Origin of the sequence: Mesorhizobium sp. M0621, assembly GCF_040320745.1 — a bacterium.
GTDB lineage: Bacteria > Pseudomonadota > Alphaproteobacteria > Rhizobiales > Rhizobiaceae > Mesorhizobium.
In genome coordinates, this window is sequence record NZ_JAMYQF010000020.1 from 94,540 (window position 1) to 109,270 (window position 14,731).

16 protein-coding genes are annotated in these 14,731 nt (G+C 62.3%); 10 read left to right on the plus strand and 6 right to left on the minus strand.

Features of this window, described 5'->3' with window-relative positions; all coding sequences use genetic code 11:
- Genes gspM through NKI38_RS16400 form a run of 8 tightly spaced genes read left to right on the plus strand, consistent with a single transcriptional unit; the run spans nt 1 to nt 6,503 of the window.
- A complete protein-coding gene (gspM, locus tag NKI38_RS16365; protein WP_352659221.1) occupies nt 1–600 on the plus strand; it encodes a type II secretion system protein GspM in 600 nt (199 codons plus the stop codon).
- Nucleotides 597–1,163: a hypothetical protein gene (locus NKI38_RS16370; RefSeq protein WP_352659223.1), complete on the plus strand. Its 567-nt coding sequence runs from the start codon at nt 597–599 to the stop codon at nt 1,161–1,163. The genes gspM and NKI38_RS16370 overlap by 4 nt, the downstream gene beginning before the upstream one ends.
- Nucleotides 1,160–2,080 (plus strand): hypothetical protein, encoded by a 921-nt coding sequence (locus NKI38_RS16375; protein WP_352659225.1) that lies wholly within the window; start codon nt 1,160–1,162, stop codon nt 2,078–2,080. Before NKI38_RS16370 ends, NKI38_RS16375 begins: the two co-directional genes overlap by 4 nt.
- Nucleotides 2,077–3,717, plus strand: coding sequence for a GspE/PulE family protein (locus NKI38_RS16380; RefSeq protein WP_352659227.1), 1,641 nt, complete (start codon nt 2,077–2,079; stop codon nt 3,715–3,717). The genes NKI38_RS16375 and NKI38_RS16380 overlap by 4 nt, the downstream gene beginning before the upstream one ends.
- Nucleotides 3,717–4,934 (plus strand): type II secretion system F family protein, encoded by a 1,218-nt coding sequence (locus NKI38_RS16385; protein ID WP_352659229.1) that lies wholly within the window; start codon nt 3,717–3,719, stop codon nt 4,932–4,934. The genes NKI38_RS16380 and NKI38_RS16385 overlap by 1 nt, the downstream gene beginning before the upstream one ends.
- The gene (locus NKI38_RS16390; RefSeq protein ID WP_352659231.1) at nt 4,931–5,401 is read left to right on the plus strand and encodes a GspH/FimT family pseudopilin; all 471 of its coding nucleotides are present in this window, start codon (nt 4,931–4,933) and stop codon (nt 5,399–5,401) included. The genes NKI38_RS16385 and NKI38_RS16390 overlap by 4 nt, the downstream gene beginning before the upstream one ends.
- Nucleotides 5,398–5,757 (plus strand): PulJ/GspJ family protein, encoded by a 360-nt coding sequence (locus NKI38_RS16395; RefSeq protein WP_352659233.1) that lies wholly within the window; start codon nt 5,398–5,400, stop codon nt 5,755–5,757. Before NKI38_RS16390 ends, NKI38_RS16395 begins: the two co-directional genes overlap by 4 nt.
- A complete protein-coding gene (locus tag NKI38_RS16400; protein ID WP_352659235.1) occupies nt 5,754–6,503 on the plus strand; it encodes a PulJ/GspJ family protein in 750 nt (249 codons plus the stop codon). Before NKI38_RS16395 ends, NKI38_RS16400 begins: the two co-directional genes overlap by 4 nt.
- 10 nt (nt 6,504–6,513) lie before the next feature.
- On the opposite strand, the gene gspG is transcribed toward NKI38_RS16400, so the two are convergent.
- From gspG to NKI38_RS16420, 4 genes are all read right to left on the minus strand, one after another.
- A complete protein-coding gene (gene gspG, locus NKI38_RS16405) occupies nt 6,514–6,984 on the minus strand; it encodes a type II secretion system major pseudopilin GspG (RefSeq protein WP_352659237.1) in 471 nt (156 codons plus the stop codon).
- Complete coding sequence (locus NKI38_RS16410; protein ID WP_352659239.1) at nt 6,984–7,478, minus strand: prepilin peptidase; 495 nt, start codon at nt 7,476–7,478, stop codon at nt 6,984–6,986. Before NKI38_RS16410 ends, gspG begins: the two co-directional genes overlap by 1 nt.
- Nucleotides 7,479–7,480: 2 nt before the next feature.
- Nucleotides 7,481–9,604, minus strand: coding sequence for a type II secretion system secretin GspD (gene gspD / locus NKI38_RS16415; protein ID WP_352659241.1), 2,124 nt, complete (start codon nt 9,602–9,604; stop codon nt 7,481–7,483).
- Nucleotides 9,605–9,852: 248 nt separating this feature from the next.
- Nucleotides 9,853–10,848 (minus strand): transporter substrate-binding domain-containing protein, encoded by a 996-nt coding sequence (locus NKI38_RS16420; RefSeq protein WP_352659243.1) that lies wholly within the window; start codon nt 10,846–10,848, stop codon nt 9,853–9,855.
- 847 nt (nt 10,849–11,695) lie between these two features.
- On the opposite strand from NKI38_RS16420, the gene NKI38_RS16425 reads away from it, so the two are divergent.
- The gene (locus NKI38_RS16425; protein ID WP_352659245.1) at nt 11,696–12,085 is read left to right on the plus strand and encodes a hypothetical protein; all 390 of its coding nucleotides are present in this window, start codon (nt 11,696–11,698) and stop codon (nt 12,083–12,085) included.
- Between the two features lie 34 nt (nt 12,086–12,119).
- On the plus strand, nt 12,120–12,554 hold the full coding sequence (locus NKI38_RS16430) for a hypothetical protein (protein WP_352659247.1): 435 nt from the start codon (nt 12,120–12,122) through the stop codon (nt 12,552–12,554).
- Between the two features lie 384 nt (nt 12,555–12,938).
- Here NKI38_RS16430 and NKI38_RS16435 read toward each other — a convergent pair whose 3' ends face one another.
- Together NKI38_RS16435 and NKI38_RS16440 are read right to left on the minus strand one after the other, a co-directional pair.
- On the minus strand, nt 12,939–13,292 hold the full coding sequence (locus tag NKI38_RS16435) for a cupin domain-containing protein (protein WP_352659249.1): 354 nt from the start codon (nt 13,290–13,292) through the stop codon (nt 12,939–12,941).
- A 390-nt stretch (nt 13,293–13,682) separates the two neighbouring features.
- A complete protein-coding gene (locus NKI38_RS16440; RefSeq protein WP_352659251.1) occupies nt 13,683–14,576 on the minus strand; it encodes a sugar phosphate isomerase/epimerase family protein in 894 nt (297 codons plus the stop codon).
- Nucleotides 14,577–14,731 lie beyond the last annotated feature (155 nt).

Sequence of the window (14,731 nt, forward strand, 5' to 3'; positions counted from 1 at the left end):
ATGCTCTCCGCCATCCTCAACACCAGCCCGCTGGTTCGCCGCCTGATCGCGCTGGGCATCGCGGCGGTATCGGCTGGCGTCCTCGCCTGGGTGGTGTTCGCGGCGCTCGACAGTGTCGCCTCGGCACAGGCCGGGATCGAGGAGAAGCGCGAGCTTCTCGGCCAGTTGCAGAGCGTGGCGGCACTGGCCAAGCGCCTCGATAGCGCCGCCAGTCCGGCAGTGGCAGCAAATCCCGAATTTCTCACCGGCGAGAGCGAAGCGATCATTCGCGGCGGGCTGCAGACCCGCCTGAACGCGATCGCCGCCGCCAATGGCGTGAACGTGCTGTCGGCCGGCAATGCACCGGCGCTCAGCGAAGCCGGCGTCGATTTCATCGGGCTGCGGGCCAACCTTTCGGGGCCGCTCGAGGGCATTCACAACGCCGTCCTCGCCATCGAAACGTCGCTTCCGGTGCTGTTCATTCGCGAGGCCACCGTACGCACGACCGATGTCGGACCGGCCGCCGGGCGCAGCGGCGATCCCGAGATCTTTGCCGAGATCTTGTTTTACGGCCCGCTGCAAACGCAAGGCGCATCGGCGGCCAGTGGGGTCAAGCCATGACCCTGAAAGTCACCGGCCTGGCGATTGCGGCCATGATCGCGGGCCTCATCCTGGTCAATGTCGCGCTCTACGGCACGCCGGTGGACATCACGCCGGTCGCCTCCGGGAAAGGGCATGACGGCGCGTTGGCATCAGCGGCGGGATCGCTGCAGTTTCCCGAGGCCGGCGATTTCAGCGAGACGTTCCAGCGTCCGCTGTTCACACCGACGCGCAGGAAAATCGTGCCGCCGCCAGTCCCGCCGCAGCCGGTGGAAATAGCCGTCGCACCGGCCGAGCAGCCGGCGCCACGGCCCGAAGCCGCACCGGCCGTTGCGCCATCGCTGCTGGGCATCAGCAGAAACGGCGGAGCGGCAAAGGCGCTGCTGCGCGTCGCGGGCAGCGATGCTGCTGTCTGGTATGGCAATGGCGAGACCGTCGATGGCTGGAAGGTGTCGGCGATCGACAAGGATCAGGCCGTGCTCGAGCGGGACGGCAAGGTGGCGCACATCCTGCTTTATCCGCCATGGGAGAACCACCCGCCACCACCACCGCCCCCTCCGCCATCCCCGGTCCCGGAATTATGAGCGGCCGCACACCTCGCGACGGCGCAAGCGCAGGCAACGAAAGCCCAAATAGCGGCTTTTCGCTGGTCGCCGTGCTGGTGTTCATGCTGATCGTCTCGGCAATCGTCGTGCCCTTCGCCGTGACGGCCAAAACGCGGCTGATGATCGCCAACAACGAGGTAGAACAGGAGCGCCTGTCGCTGCTTGCCGAGGGCCTGGGCAATCTTGTTGCGAGCGAATTGACCGGCGGCTCGGGGACAAAGACGTTCGCGCTGGATTCCACACCGGCGGCGTGCCGGTCGGGTGCGTTCAGCTTCGATGTGCGCGTCCAGGATCATGGCGGGCTGATCGATCTCAATGCCGCCGACGACAATTTGCTGGCGCTTGGTTTCGCATCGCTTGGCTTCGAGCAGCAGGCGTCGCAGGCGCTGGCCGAGGCCGCGCTCCGGTTTCGTGACAATGCCAAGCTGTTTGCCGGCAAGCCCGGGCCAAGAAGCGCCGTCGGGTCGCCGCAAGACAAGCAGGCGCCGTTCGAATCGGTATCCGAACTGCAGGAGTTCGCTGCCCTTGCGTCAGTGCCCCTGCAGGCCCTCCATGCCGCCTTCACGGTCAACTCGAAGCGCGGCACGATCAGCGCCGATCGTGCACCGAACCGTCTTCGCGCGGCCCTTGCCACTGGTTCCAGCGCCGCGCTTGTTCAGGCTGCCGAGGCTTCGGCCTACACGATCGACGTGGCCGTCACACGCGACGGATCCGGCATCACGGGTCAGGCCGGGTTCATCATCGAGAAATCTCCGGTGAGCGACACGGCGTTCCGGCGCGTCTCGCGAAGCCCGGCGCGTGACGCCGGCACATTGCCTGCAGACGCCGGCAGTGCCGGCTGCGAGGTGCTTTTCGGCACCGAGGCCGCACAGCTCCTGCAGGGATGGAGCTCATGAACGCCCCCGTCCAGCCCCAGGGGATCGAGGCGTTTCTGGCCTTTCTCGAAGGCGAGAAGGTGCTGACTGCGCACGCGGCCCAACGCGCATTGGGAGCATCGCGAACATCAGGACACCCATTCGATACGGTGATGACCGAACTCGGGCTGATCGGCGAGCAGGAGCTTGCCAACAGCCTCAGCCGCTACCTCCAGGCGCCGACGCCGGTCGAGATCCCCGAACAGGTCAGCCCCGAAATGCTGGCAAGCGTGCCGCTCGCCTATCTGCGCGAAAATGCCATTCTGCCGCTGCAGATGGACGGCGAGCGGCTGGTGGTCGCCGTCGCCGATCCCTTCTCGTCGGCAACCATGGACGCGCTTGCCTTTCACTATGAGCGGACGCTGGCGTTGCGCATCTTGCCGAGGCGCATGATCACCGAATGCATCGATCGCATCGAGCAGTCGGCCCTGGTGGCGGTTTCAAACGGCGGCGGTGGCGAGACCCTGGATTTCGGCCCCGACGACCTCGAGCGGTTGAAGGATTTTGCCCGCGAAGCGCCGATCGTCCGCTTCGTCGCCGAGACCATCCACAAGGCTGTCGATGCAAGGGCCACCGACATTCATATCGAGCCGCTCGAGGATCACGTCCGCATCCGCTTCCGGCACGACGGCATGCTGTCGACCGTCGACACCGCATCGATTGCCATGCTGTCGGGCATTTCCACCCGCATCAAGATCCTGTCGCGGCTCAACATTGCCGAACGGCGGCTGCCGCAGGACGGACGCATGCGCATCGCCGTGCGCGGGCGCGACGTCGACCTGCGCGTCTCGGTTATTCCGTCGATTCACGGCGAAGCCATCGTGCTTCGAATTCTCGACCGTGCCGGCGTCGAACTGAAGTTGGAGAAACTGGGTTTCGACGGCGCCGCGCAGGCCAAGATCCGCTCCATGTCGCAAGCCGCCAACGGCATCGTGCTGATCACCGGGCCGACCGGCAGCGGCAAGACGACGACACTCTATTCGATCCTCGCCGAGCGTTCGCGTCCGGACGTCAAGATCTTCACCGTCGAGGACCCGGTCGAATACCGTATGGCGGGCATCACCCAGCTGCAGGTCAATCCGGCGATCGACCTTGATTTCGCGGCTGCGCTGCGTTCGATCCTGCGCCAGGATCCCGATATCATCCTGCTCGGTGAAATTCGCGATCGCGAGACGGCGCAGGTCGCGGTCCAGGCGGCGCTCACCGGCCATCTGGTGTTTTCGACACTTCACACCAACAGTGCCGCGGGCGCACTGACGCGGCTTCGCGACATGGGCATCGACGGCTATCTGCTCGGCGCGACGATCCGGGGCGTCATCGCACAGAGGCTGTTGCGCCGTATCTGCCCGACTTGCCATGGCGCCGAACAAACCGGCCCGGCCTGCCGCACCTGCAACGGCTCCGGCTATAGCGGGCGCACCGTGACCTACGAAATGCTGCAGGTGTCGCCGCGCATCGCCGAGCTTATCGACCAGGGCGCCGGCGAAATGGAGATCGGGAAAATTGCCGCCGAGGACGACCTCGTGCCGATGTCGGTCCACGCAACCGCCCTTGCCCGATCGCAGGTCACCACCATGGACGAGGTCCGGCGTGTCATCGATCTTGCGGGAAGTGGCTGATGCCGGCCTTCGCCTACCGCGCCTATCTCGTCGACGGCAGCACCGAGACCGGCATTCTCGATGCGTCGACCAAGCAGGATGCCGCGCGCAAACTGGCGCAGCAGGGCCGCCGCTCCTACCATCTTGCCCTGGTGAACGGCGAGAAACAGCAGGTTCGCTTGCCCGGGCGCAGCGCACTGACGTTGACCCGCAAGGTCGATCTCAGCCGTCTGTTTTCCGAGCTTTCGGTGCTTCTGAATGCCGGTTTCACCGTCGACCGCGCCTTGGGCGCGGTCATTTCGGGCGAGGCCAACGGTCAGCGGCGTCAACAGCTGCAATCGGTGCTCGATCTCACAACCGGCGGCCGGCCGATCGCCGAGGCCTTTGCCGGGCTGCCGGGTATCACCTCCGACGTTGCCGCCCTGCTCGCCAGCGGCGAGCGCAGCGGCAAGATGGCCTATATATGCCAGCGGCTGGCGGACACGTATGAGGCAACGGCCAAGCGCCGTGCGGCAATTATCGAGGCTCTGGCCTATCCTGCCTTCCTGCTGCTGGTGATGAGCGGGGCGCTGGTCATTCTGGCGACGGTCCTGGTACCGGCGCTGGAACCGATTTTCGAAGGCTCATCTGCTCCCAAGCCGTTCACCATGACCATGCTTTCTGCATTCGGCACGGTGTTCCGCGACTATCCGTTCGTCTTCCCGCTGGCGGCGGTCCTCGGCCTGCTTTCCTGGCTTTTTCTGTCCCGATCCACCGGTGCGAGAAAACGCCTCTCGCATTGGCTATTGAAGATCCCGCTGATCGGCGCGCTGGTCAGGGATGCCGTGATCGCGCGCTATCTGGAAACGCTTGCGCTGCTGCTCGGCAATGGCGTGGCGATGACCGAGGCGCTTGGCCTGGCCGCCAATGTTTCCAGGCAGAGTTCGCTGGCGGCAAGATTTGCGGCGATCGAAGAAACCGTCGCCAACGGCGCCCGCCTGCATGGTGCGATCGTCAAGGCAGGGATTTTCGACAATGCGACGATGTCGCTGGTCTCGCTCGGCGAAGAGGCCAACGCCCTTCCGGTGGTCCTGGATCGGGCGGCGAAAATGCTGCAGCTGACGCTGACGCGACGGATCGACACTGTGCTGAAGCTGCTGACCCCGGCTTTGACGATTTCGCTCGGTTTCCTCGTCGGTAGCCTGGTCATTTCGGTGATGACCACGATCCTCAGCATCAACGATCTGGCGCTGCAATGACAGCGCGGCAAGCCAACGCACAGGCGAACGCAACGGCCGGATTTACCCTGGTCGAGATGCTGGTCGTGCTGGCGATCATGGCCCTCGTCGCGGCCATCGCCGCGCCAGGGCTGGTCAGCAATTATCGCACCAAGAATCTGGAGACACTGGCCGGCGAGATCACCATGCGGCTGCGCCTGTCGCGCACATCGGCGATCGCCACTGCCAGGCCCAAGCAGGTTCTCGTCGATCTCGGCGCCCGCGCCTTCCGTTTTGGCGAGCGGGACACGCTCACGCTGCCGGACGATGTCAAAATGACCGTGACCACTGGCCAGGAGACCGTCATCGCCGACCGGCAGACAGTCTTGACCTTCCTTCCCGATGGCAGCGCTTCCGGCATGGATATCTCCCTGCAGCGAAAAGGGCGGACCGCGCGCATCGCCGTCAACTGGCTTACAGGGCTTTCAACCTGGCGCGCGCTGCCATGACGGCGCCATCGTCCCAACCCACCTCCGAAGACGGATTTTCGATCCTGGAGATGATTGTCGCCATGACCATCCTGGCGCTTGTCCTTGGCATCGCCAGCCAGTCGATCGTTCTGGCGAGCCGCAGCATCGCCGCGGCCAAGCGCCAGGTCGAAGCCGCCAGGACCGTCCGGGTGATGCTGGCCGACTACGAGGCCCGGACACAAACCACGGCGCCAAACGGCTGGACCCTGAAGACGCGCACGATAGAAATGTCGAAGGCCAAGGTGACGGCTGTGCTCATAGAAAAGACGGGCGGAGCGTTTCCAGGTAGGCCGTTTCTAACCTTCGTGCCGGTGCAGGAGCCCGGTGCTCAATGAGCGGCCTGTTTTCCCGCGCTCGCTCGAAAATCCGCGCCGTCTGCCGGCCGGAGCGTCGTTCAGGCATCCCCCTGCCCGACGCCAGATCATCAAGGCGATCATCGGCATCAGTCGAGGGATTTGCGCTGATCGACGTGTTGGTCGGTCTGGCCCTGATCGGCGTGATCACATCGCTGATGATGGTCTTCCTCGGCCAGGCTCGAACCATGCTGCGCATCGAAAAAGCAACGGAATTCCAGATGGAGGTCGATGCCGCATCGCGGTTTCTGGAAACGGCGATCAGCCATGCCGAGCCCTTGCCCTTGTCGAAGTCGTCGCCGGACCAGGTGCTTTATCTCGACGGCGATGGTGCCCGGATCGAGTTCAACGCCGTTCAGGCGATCGGCTTTAAATCCTCCGCACTACGCGAAATTGCCGTTTCGCTTGGCGGAAGTGCACTGGCCATAGTCCAGAAAACACGGCGCGGCAGCGGACCCGGCGCGTCGACGCAGAGCCAGCCGGTGCGGCTGATCGGCGGTGTGAGCGCCATACGATTCGAATATCTCGACGGTTCGGTGACAGGTTCATCGTGGTTGCCGAGCTGGAATGCGCCGCGGCGCCTGCCCGCCGCCGTGCGCTTCACCGTTTCGGTTCTGCGCGATGGTGCTGCCTATTCGACGAGCGGTTTTGCCCGCCTCGACCTGGCAAATGCCCGGCAGCTGCCGGGCACGAACGAAATACAGCACTCCGAAACACAGCGCCCATAGAACAGAAAAATCAGTTGCTGATGTCCTGGTCTTCGCCGGTTCCATCGGGCTTGCCGTCTTTTCCAAGGCTGCGGATGACCACGCCGCTCGCATCGGCCTTCACTTCGTAGGAATACGGCCTCCCCCACGGATCCTTGAGACCGGTCGTTCCCTTGAGGTAAGGGCCGTTCCAACGCGCTTCGCCGGCGGGCGCCGCGACCAGCGCCGAGAGCCCCTCCTCCGCCGTCGGATATTTCGCATTGTCGACATAGTAGAGTTCGAGCGCGCTTTCGATGTTGCGGACTTGCGCCTTGGCCGCGTTGGTCCTGGCCGAGCCGAGATAGCGCAGCACCTGAGGTGCTGCGAGCGTGGCAATCAGCGCGATGATGGCGAGCACGACCAGAAGCTCGACCAGGGTGAAGCCGCTTTCGCGATCGTCGCTTTCGCCGCCAGATTTTCTGACGCGGCGGGATTTTTCAGAGGTAAAGCGTGGAGTGATCATCAGAGCAGTCCCATGTCCAAACCTGCAAATTGCTCCAGTGCCCAGCTGCAACAGAGGCCGATGGCGATGAACGGGCCGAAGGCGACACGGGCTTTGGCCGCCGCCGGCCCTGTCGCGACCACCAGCCCGCCGACGAACAGCAAAGCGCTGGCGCTGGCGACGAACAGCAGCACCGGCAACAGCAGCGGGCTGATCCAGCATGCGGCGGCGGCCAGCATCTTGACGTCGCCGAGGCCGAGGCCAATCCGGCCGGTCATCAGAAAATGGCCGCGCCGGATCAACCAGGCAGCGGCAAAGGTCGCGGCGGCGAACAGCAGCCGCGCCGGTAGGCCGTCCGCCTGCGTCGCCATCTGATAGACAAGGCCGATGCCGGCCAGGGCCAGGCTGAGCCCGTCCGGGATGATCTGCCGGCGGAAATCGGCGATCGAAATGGCGCATAGAATAGCCGCCAGGGCGATGGTGGCAGCCAGCACGAGGGATGAGTGCACAGCCATCGTCAATACGCCAGCCTCTTCAAGTCCTGTTGCAGTTTGGTGCCGCCGCGTCGCTTCTGGATCGGCGTCTGCAAGCTGATCTTGCCGCGGAATTCGTCCGTCACTTCGCGCGCTTCGTTGATGTCGCGCACGACATGCGGCCTGATGAAGATGATCAGTTCGGTGCGTCCGATACTGTCCGTCTTCTGCTTGAACGCGTTGCCGATGATTGGGATATCGCCGAGGATGGGCACTTGCGTGCGGTCGACATTGTTGCGCGACTGGATCAGGCCGCCCAGCGCCAGGCTCTCGCCGTCATTGACCAGGACGCGAGTCTGAATCTTGCGCTGCTGGATGGTCGGCGAATCGATGCCGGAGCTGGTCGTCCTGGTGACATTGCTGACCTCCTGCTGGATGTCGAGCATGACCCTGCCGGCATTGTTGATTCGTGGCGTCACCGTCAGGATGACACCGGTGTCCTTCATCTCGACCGAGACGACCGGCGAACTGCCGAGCGTCTGATCCACCACTTGCCTTGTGGCGATCGGGACCTGGTCGCCGACCTGCAAGATCGCCTTCTGGTTGTTCAGCGCCATGATGGTCGGCGCCGAGATGACATTGACGTCGGTGATGCTGGAAAGTGCATTCAGCGTCACCTGGATGTTGTCGGTGGCGTAGCTCCAATTGAAGCCAGGCAGTGCCGCTGCGGCAACGCCCTTTGCCACGTCGGTCACCGAGATGTTCATGCCGCCATTCTCGAAGAACCAGCGCAGTCCGTATTTCAAATCGTCGTTGAGCGTCACTTCGGCGATGACAGCCTCCAGCATGACTTGCGTCGGCAGCACGTCGACCTTGGCCAGGATCTGCTCGATGCGTTCGTAGTCGCGCGCTGTGGTCTGGATCAGCAGCGCATTGTTTTCGACATCGGCGACGACCGTGGCGTGGGCGGTCGCCTGTCCATCCTGCATCGGCATCGAAGGCGACGGCCCGGTCAGTGGCACCGGCGTGACGCCATCCGATTGCATGGCGATCGGCGTCTGGTCGGGCGACACATTCGAGCCGCCTGTATCTCCCTCGGTCTTGACCGTGGTGCCAAGCACGGAGCTCAACACCGCAGCCAGTTCCTTGGCCGGACGGTTCTGGATCTGGTAGACGAAAAGCTGGTCTTCGTTCGTCTCGGCCAGCCGATCGAGCTTGTTGATCCAGGTCGCGGCACGGGCGAGATAGGCCGGGCGCGACGTGATCACCAGCACCGAATTCAGCCTGTCGTTGGGGATGAACTGGATGAGCTTGGCGCCGGGACCTTCCTTGGTGCCGAAGATGGAATCGAGTTCGGCGGCAACCGCCTCCGGCTTGGAGGTCTTGAGCGGATGCAGCGCCACCGACATGCCGCGCATCCAGTCGACGTCGAATACCGAGACAGCTTCTCTGATAGCATTGAGGTCGCTGTCGTTGCCGGCGACCGTGATCAGGTTGCGAACGGAATCGACCCGCAGCACCGAGCCCTGTCGGGTGATCGGTTCGAGAATGGTCTTCATCTCGTCGGCGGCGATGAATTGCAGCTGCAGCACCTGCACCTTGACGCCGGGGCCGGACGGCGAAACCGAAGGCACACTGACCGGCGGTGTGCTGGACATGATCTCGGAAAGCGGCACGATCTGATAGGTGCCTGCGCGGTTGGTGATGCCGGCGGAATTCACCGCGAGCGCCGATTGCAGGATGTCGACCAGCGCGTCCTTCGACACCGGCTGCGATGTTTGCAAGGTCACCGTGCCCTGCACGCGCGGATCGACGATGTAGTTGAGGTGCAGCGCATCGCCCAGAACCGCTTTGGCCGCCTCGGTGATCGGCGCATTGATCAGGTTGAGCTCGAACTGGCCCGAACCGTCTGTCGTCACCTTGGCGACAGGCGCGCCGGAGGAGACGAACTGGCCCGAGCCCTGATACTGCGTGCCGTTGAAGCGCTGCGCCTGGCCGGCGGCCGAGGTGATGGCTCCGGGACCGGTATAGCCCGCCCGCAAAGGCGAGTTCTTGGCATGCAGGCTGTCGATGGTCTCGGTGAAGAAGTCCTTGCCCGGCGCGGAGGTGCAGCCGGCAATCGCCAGCAACGTGCACAACACGACGCGATGACCGGACCCGATTGCCATACACTTGATTCCCCTGAGACCAAGTCTAGGGCTTCTTGCAAGCAGATGTCGGGAATGATGGGGGTATTGGGGGTCTATCCACAGGGTTGGCGGCGGAGGGCGGCAGGTGGTCGGAGGACGGTGAGGCGCGTACGGCGTATAAAACGGCAACCGCCTGGATGCGGCAAAGGGCAGCGTCACTGCAGTTCCACGGCAAAAAATGCACTGTCACCGTAATTCCAACGCTCACTGCCGATTGCCTCCCAACATCATTTATCCGACCCAAAATACTTGGTCCGCAGATCGTCGATCTCGCCCGTATCATGAGCACCAAGCAATTCTATCGTTAGTGGGCGAGTCAGGAGGCTCTGTCGCGGAAGCGCGAAGCCGTACTTGTCAGGTTCGAACAGTGGCCCGACCACCTTCACCGGTAGATCGGGATGGGTGTAGGCGTGGTATTCGAGAACGGGGGCATCGGCGATGATTGCAGCGACGTCGCCATTCACGAGACCGTCGACGGCGCGATCGAGCCCGGCGTAGGTGAGGGTTTGAAGCCCCTGTTGCCGGGCAAACTCCTCCTCGACGGTGCCTGTCAGCACACCGACCGGCCTGTCGGTCAGATCGGCGAGGCCATTGATCTTGTTTGTGAGGGAAAGGGTCGTCATCACGCTCGTCACCGACGAGGTGACATAGGCAAGGACGGCGATGCCACAAACCAGCCACAGCCCCTGCCAGATACGGCCGACCCAGCCGAACAGGTTCTTTCGCGAAGGCGACTTGCCGGATGTCGCGACCGACATCACTGAATAGAAGCTCTCGGCAAAGCCGTCGCGCCATCGCTTGGGGAAAGCCTCGTCGAACTGGCGATCGAAGAAGGTGAGCAAGACCGTGGCAGCGACAATGATCAGGGCTATCCAGGCATAGGCTTTTAGGAAGCCGGCATCGCCAAGACCCGCGATCAGATTGCCGAAGCCCTTTCCCTGCTCAGTGCTGGTCATGATCCGCATGCCGCCGTCGAACCAGGGCTGGGTGAAGTCGAGCAGTTCGGCCCGGGATTGATTGATCGTCAGATTGGTCACCGCTACGTCGATTTTGCCGGAAGCGGCCGCCAGAACCAGATCGTGCATGGTGTCGAACTGGATGTAGCGATACTGGTGGCCGAGTTTAGCCGCAAGGCCCTCCCAAAGATCGACCGCCATGCCGGTGAACTGCCACCCCTTGTCTTTCATGACGAAGGGAGGGTTGACGAAAAGGCCGACGTTCAAGGGCTCGGAAGGCTGTTGCGCCTGGGCTGAAACTTGCGGCCACAGGAACATGAGGAGCAGAATGAAGGAGCCGGCTAGCCTGCACCAGGTCCGCATGGCGATCCTTTCCGTATTGGCATCTCAACCCGGTCGAGGACGGCAAGAGAGTTTCGCCAGAAACCGGAAAGCCTGGCGCGTCCATGGAAGAGCGGCGACCGGCCCTCGCGCGGTGTTGCGGGGCGCAGGACGATCCGATCGGCTGTTTTGCGGCATGCGGCAGCTCGGAAAACAACCTGTCGTACCGGCAGCTTTTCTTCCGGATTTATGCAACGGTCTGGCCTGGAACGAAAACCAACCTTACAACACATCAGGCCATAATCTATCCAAAAAGAAGTCATTCAGGGATATGCCTTTTCCATTCGGGTATTAATTTGAAACAACGATGCGATATATTTGCGAAGCGAAACAGATTACCGAAATAAATTATATTTATGTATTGACATAACTTACTGCTGGCAGCATTTCAGTGACCGCTAAGGCAATCGTCGAGAACTCCAGACTATTTTCCATATTATTAAGCATTTGAAAAATTCAACCCGCGCTATGCTACTTTTTCCTTGCTTCAGGCCGACTCGGGATGCAGCTTTTTGGCAACAGCATCCGCGTCCGCGGATTGCTGCATGCTTGGGCGGACGGGCGCTAAGCATGGAAAGGGAAATCGACATCCGCTGATGCGGCCTCCCGCGGGCTCGATCCTGCCCGCTCTTCTTTTGAGGCTGTGGACCATCTCCATCCCAGGCTGCTCTTGGTCGTCGAGCTACACATTTGACGGACAATCCGCAGCCGCCAGCCAGTCGAGGAATGAACCATGAAATTCACAGTCTATGCGATCATCGCCACTGCCTTGGTGGCGGTCGCCGGATGCACCACCGATGACTACGATGGCTGTCGCGGAAATGGCTGCCTGGTCGATCGGCCTCAGCAAAAAAATCGGGAGATCGATGACCGGCCGCAATACGACAGGAACGGCAATCCGAACTTCGATACGCGTGGCCGCTACATCGGCTGCCATGGGCTGGGATGCCAGGTCGACGACCCTGATGATGGCGATCAAAGCATCGACGACAGGCCGCAGTACGACAAACAAGGAAATCCGAATTTCGATACGCAGGGCAATTACCAGGGATGCCACGGCATCGGCTGCGAGGTCGATACGCCGGCCGATGACAGTTCGTCGGCCGATGACGATTCTAATTGATAGAACCCTGAGGCGAAGAAGAAGGAGGCCAACTATGTCTGAATTCGACGGCCAGCGACATGCCAAGATCGTTGTGATCGGCCTCGCGGGGCTCGGAATGACGCTGACGTCCGCTTTCGCCGCGAATAGCGACTGCCACGGCGTAAAGGTCGACGTGACGACGGCGCGCAAACAGGAGTTTCGTCCTCTCGTTGCATCGGCGATGACCGACAAGGTCAAACCCGCCCAGGTGAAATTCCAGGCGATTCTGGAAAGCGGGGACTGGAGTGCCATTTATGTCTCCACGCCGGTGGCCGAAGACGGCATGATGTTCTTCCAGACAGTCAATGGAAAAAGGCAGTTTCGTGAAGTATGGGGCGGCTATGCCACTCCATCGGAAAAACCTGAACTGGTATCCTGGGCTACGAAGCTCGGAGCGCCGCAAGATCTGGCAAAGTGTTTTGCCGAGACAGTTACGGAAAGACGGTGATGGTCGCTGGAGATTGTCGCGAATGACTTTCAGGCATGGATCGGCGGAAACTGATCAAGGACTGCCTGACTGATGTCGCGATCGAGGAAGGGAAGTCGGTATTGATCTCCCGCAGCAGAATCAAGCCTGACGGCCACGACGGCAGTGGTCGACAGCGATTTTGCCAGTGGCGTTGCTCGCGCCGGACTCGGCTCGACCGAGGACACCTTGGATGATGATCCAACCGTGATTCCTCTGGAGCACCTCAAGGATAGCGACGGGGCCACCGATTCCTGTCGGAATCGCCATGTACGATCAAAGACTTAAGGCGCCATCGCCAATATGGAAAACCCGCCATGGCGAACCATGACGGGTTTTTCACGATGCAACTGCGATCAGCCCGCTTCAGCCGACCCTGACGACAAAATGCTTCGTCACCGACTCGATGATCTTCCAGGTTCCCTTGAAATCCGCTTCCACCACGAAGGCATCGCCGGGGCCGACCTCGACCGGCGTGCCGCCGTCCGGCGTGATGATGATGCGGCCGGCGATCATGTGCACGAACTCATAGTCGGTATAGGTGGCGTGATAAGTGCCGGGCGTCGCGCGCCATGTCCCCGACAACACCTTGCCGTCCTCGGTCGTGTGCTGGACGGCGGTTTGCATGGTCGGCTTGCCCTCGACCACGACCCAGCCGGCCAGATCGCCGGCTTCCGCGTTCTCGACGGCGCCGAATTTGAGGATCGTGCTGCGTGTCATGTCCTGGGCTCCGTTTGGTGCATTGCGTGGCGTTGTTTGCCTGTCCGGTCAGATAACCGATGCACTTGCCGCGAGCAATGCCGGCGCCATACGGCGAAGGGCAACGAACTCGTTAACGGGTTCCTTCGGCGCCTTTCGCCGGCACGTTGGCTGACGGAGCATCAAACGAAAAACCCGCCTGTGCGGCGGGTCATTGGCGCAAATCAGCACCATGGACGAATACGTACCATAGCTGAGGGCACGGAGTCAAGAAAAAATTCCTATCGCAAAAAAACTAGCGTCACAAAAGCTGCCAACACTGGCTTCCACGAGACCTTTTGTTAATCCGAGTTCGGAGCCCTGCCGTGCGGCGCACGACACGCCCGCGTCCTTCGGCTCTCGACGGGCGGGTTAGGGTTTGTGCCGTGCCGAAACCAGCTCGGCCTTGCGCCTTGCCGTCTCCAGCCCGAGCCCGATGAAGGCGCGCGCGTGCTTGGCCAGCGCCATGTTGTCCGTCCACAGATTGCGCCAGATCGCGGTCTTCTTCGACAGGTTCTCATCGACGATTTCCGAAGAGAAGGATTCGAAGCTGAGGTCGTCGCTGTAGCCGATGGCCGTGAGCGCATCGAAGATCGCGGCGAAGTCGATATTGCCGGTGCCGAGGAAGCCGCGATGGCTTTCGCCGATATGGACATAGCCGATCTTATCCGCGGCTTGACGGATGGCCAGCCCGACATCGGCCTCCTCGATGTTCATGTGGAAGGTGTCGAGATGCAGGAAGATGTTGTCCGAGCCGGTATCCTCGATGAAGGCCAGCCCTTGCGCGGCGGTGTTGAGCAGATTGCTTTCGAAGCGGTTGACGATCTCGAGGTTGAGCGTGACGCCGGCCGCCTTGGCTGTCTCGGCAACCTTGGCCAGCGTGCCGGCACTGCGCTGCCATTGATCGCGCGTCGGCGCTAGCGTCTGCAATCCGTGGCTGGTCGAGAGAATGCCGGCAACCTTCCGGCCGCCGAGATCGCGCGTCAGCGCGATGGTGTCGTTGAGGATTTCGACGCCGCGCGCGGCAATCGCGTTGTCGGCGCTCGAAATATCGCCATCACCAGGCAATCCGATGCTGATCACCACGCCGAGGCCAAGATCGGCGATGCGCCTGGCGAGCCCGCTTATGTCGACATTGGCGGGGTCGAGATAGGAGAATTCGATAAGGTCGAAGCCGGCCTCCCTGGTGTTGGCCAACGTCCGTTCGAGATCGGCCTGTGCCGAACTCGCCGACCAGACGAAAGAATGGATTCCAATACGCGACATCATCGTCTCCGGCTTCTGCGCATCGGACCCAGAGGCGGAGCCGATGCCTGGACAAGACGTGGGGGGGGGGGGGCGGGCGCCCCCCCCCCCGCGGGCGGGCGGGGGTGGCCCCCCCCCGCCCCCCCCCCCAAGAGAAAAAAAAAAACCACCCACCC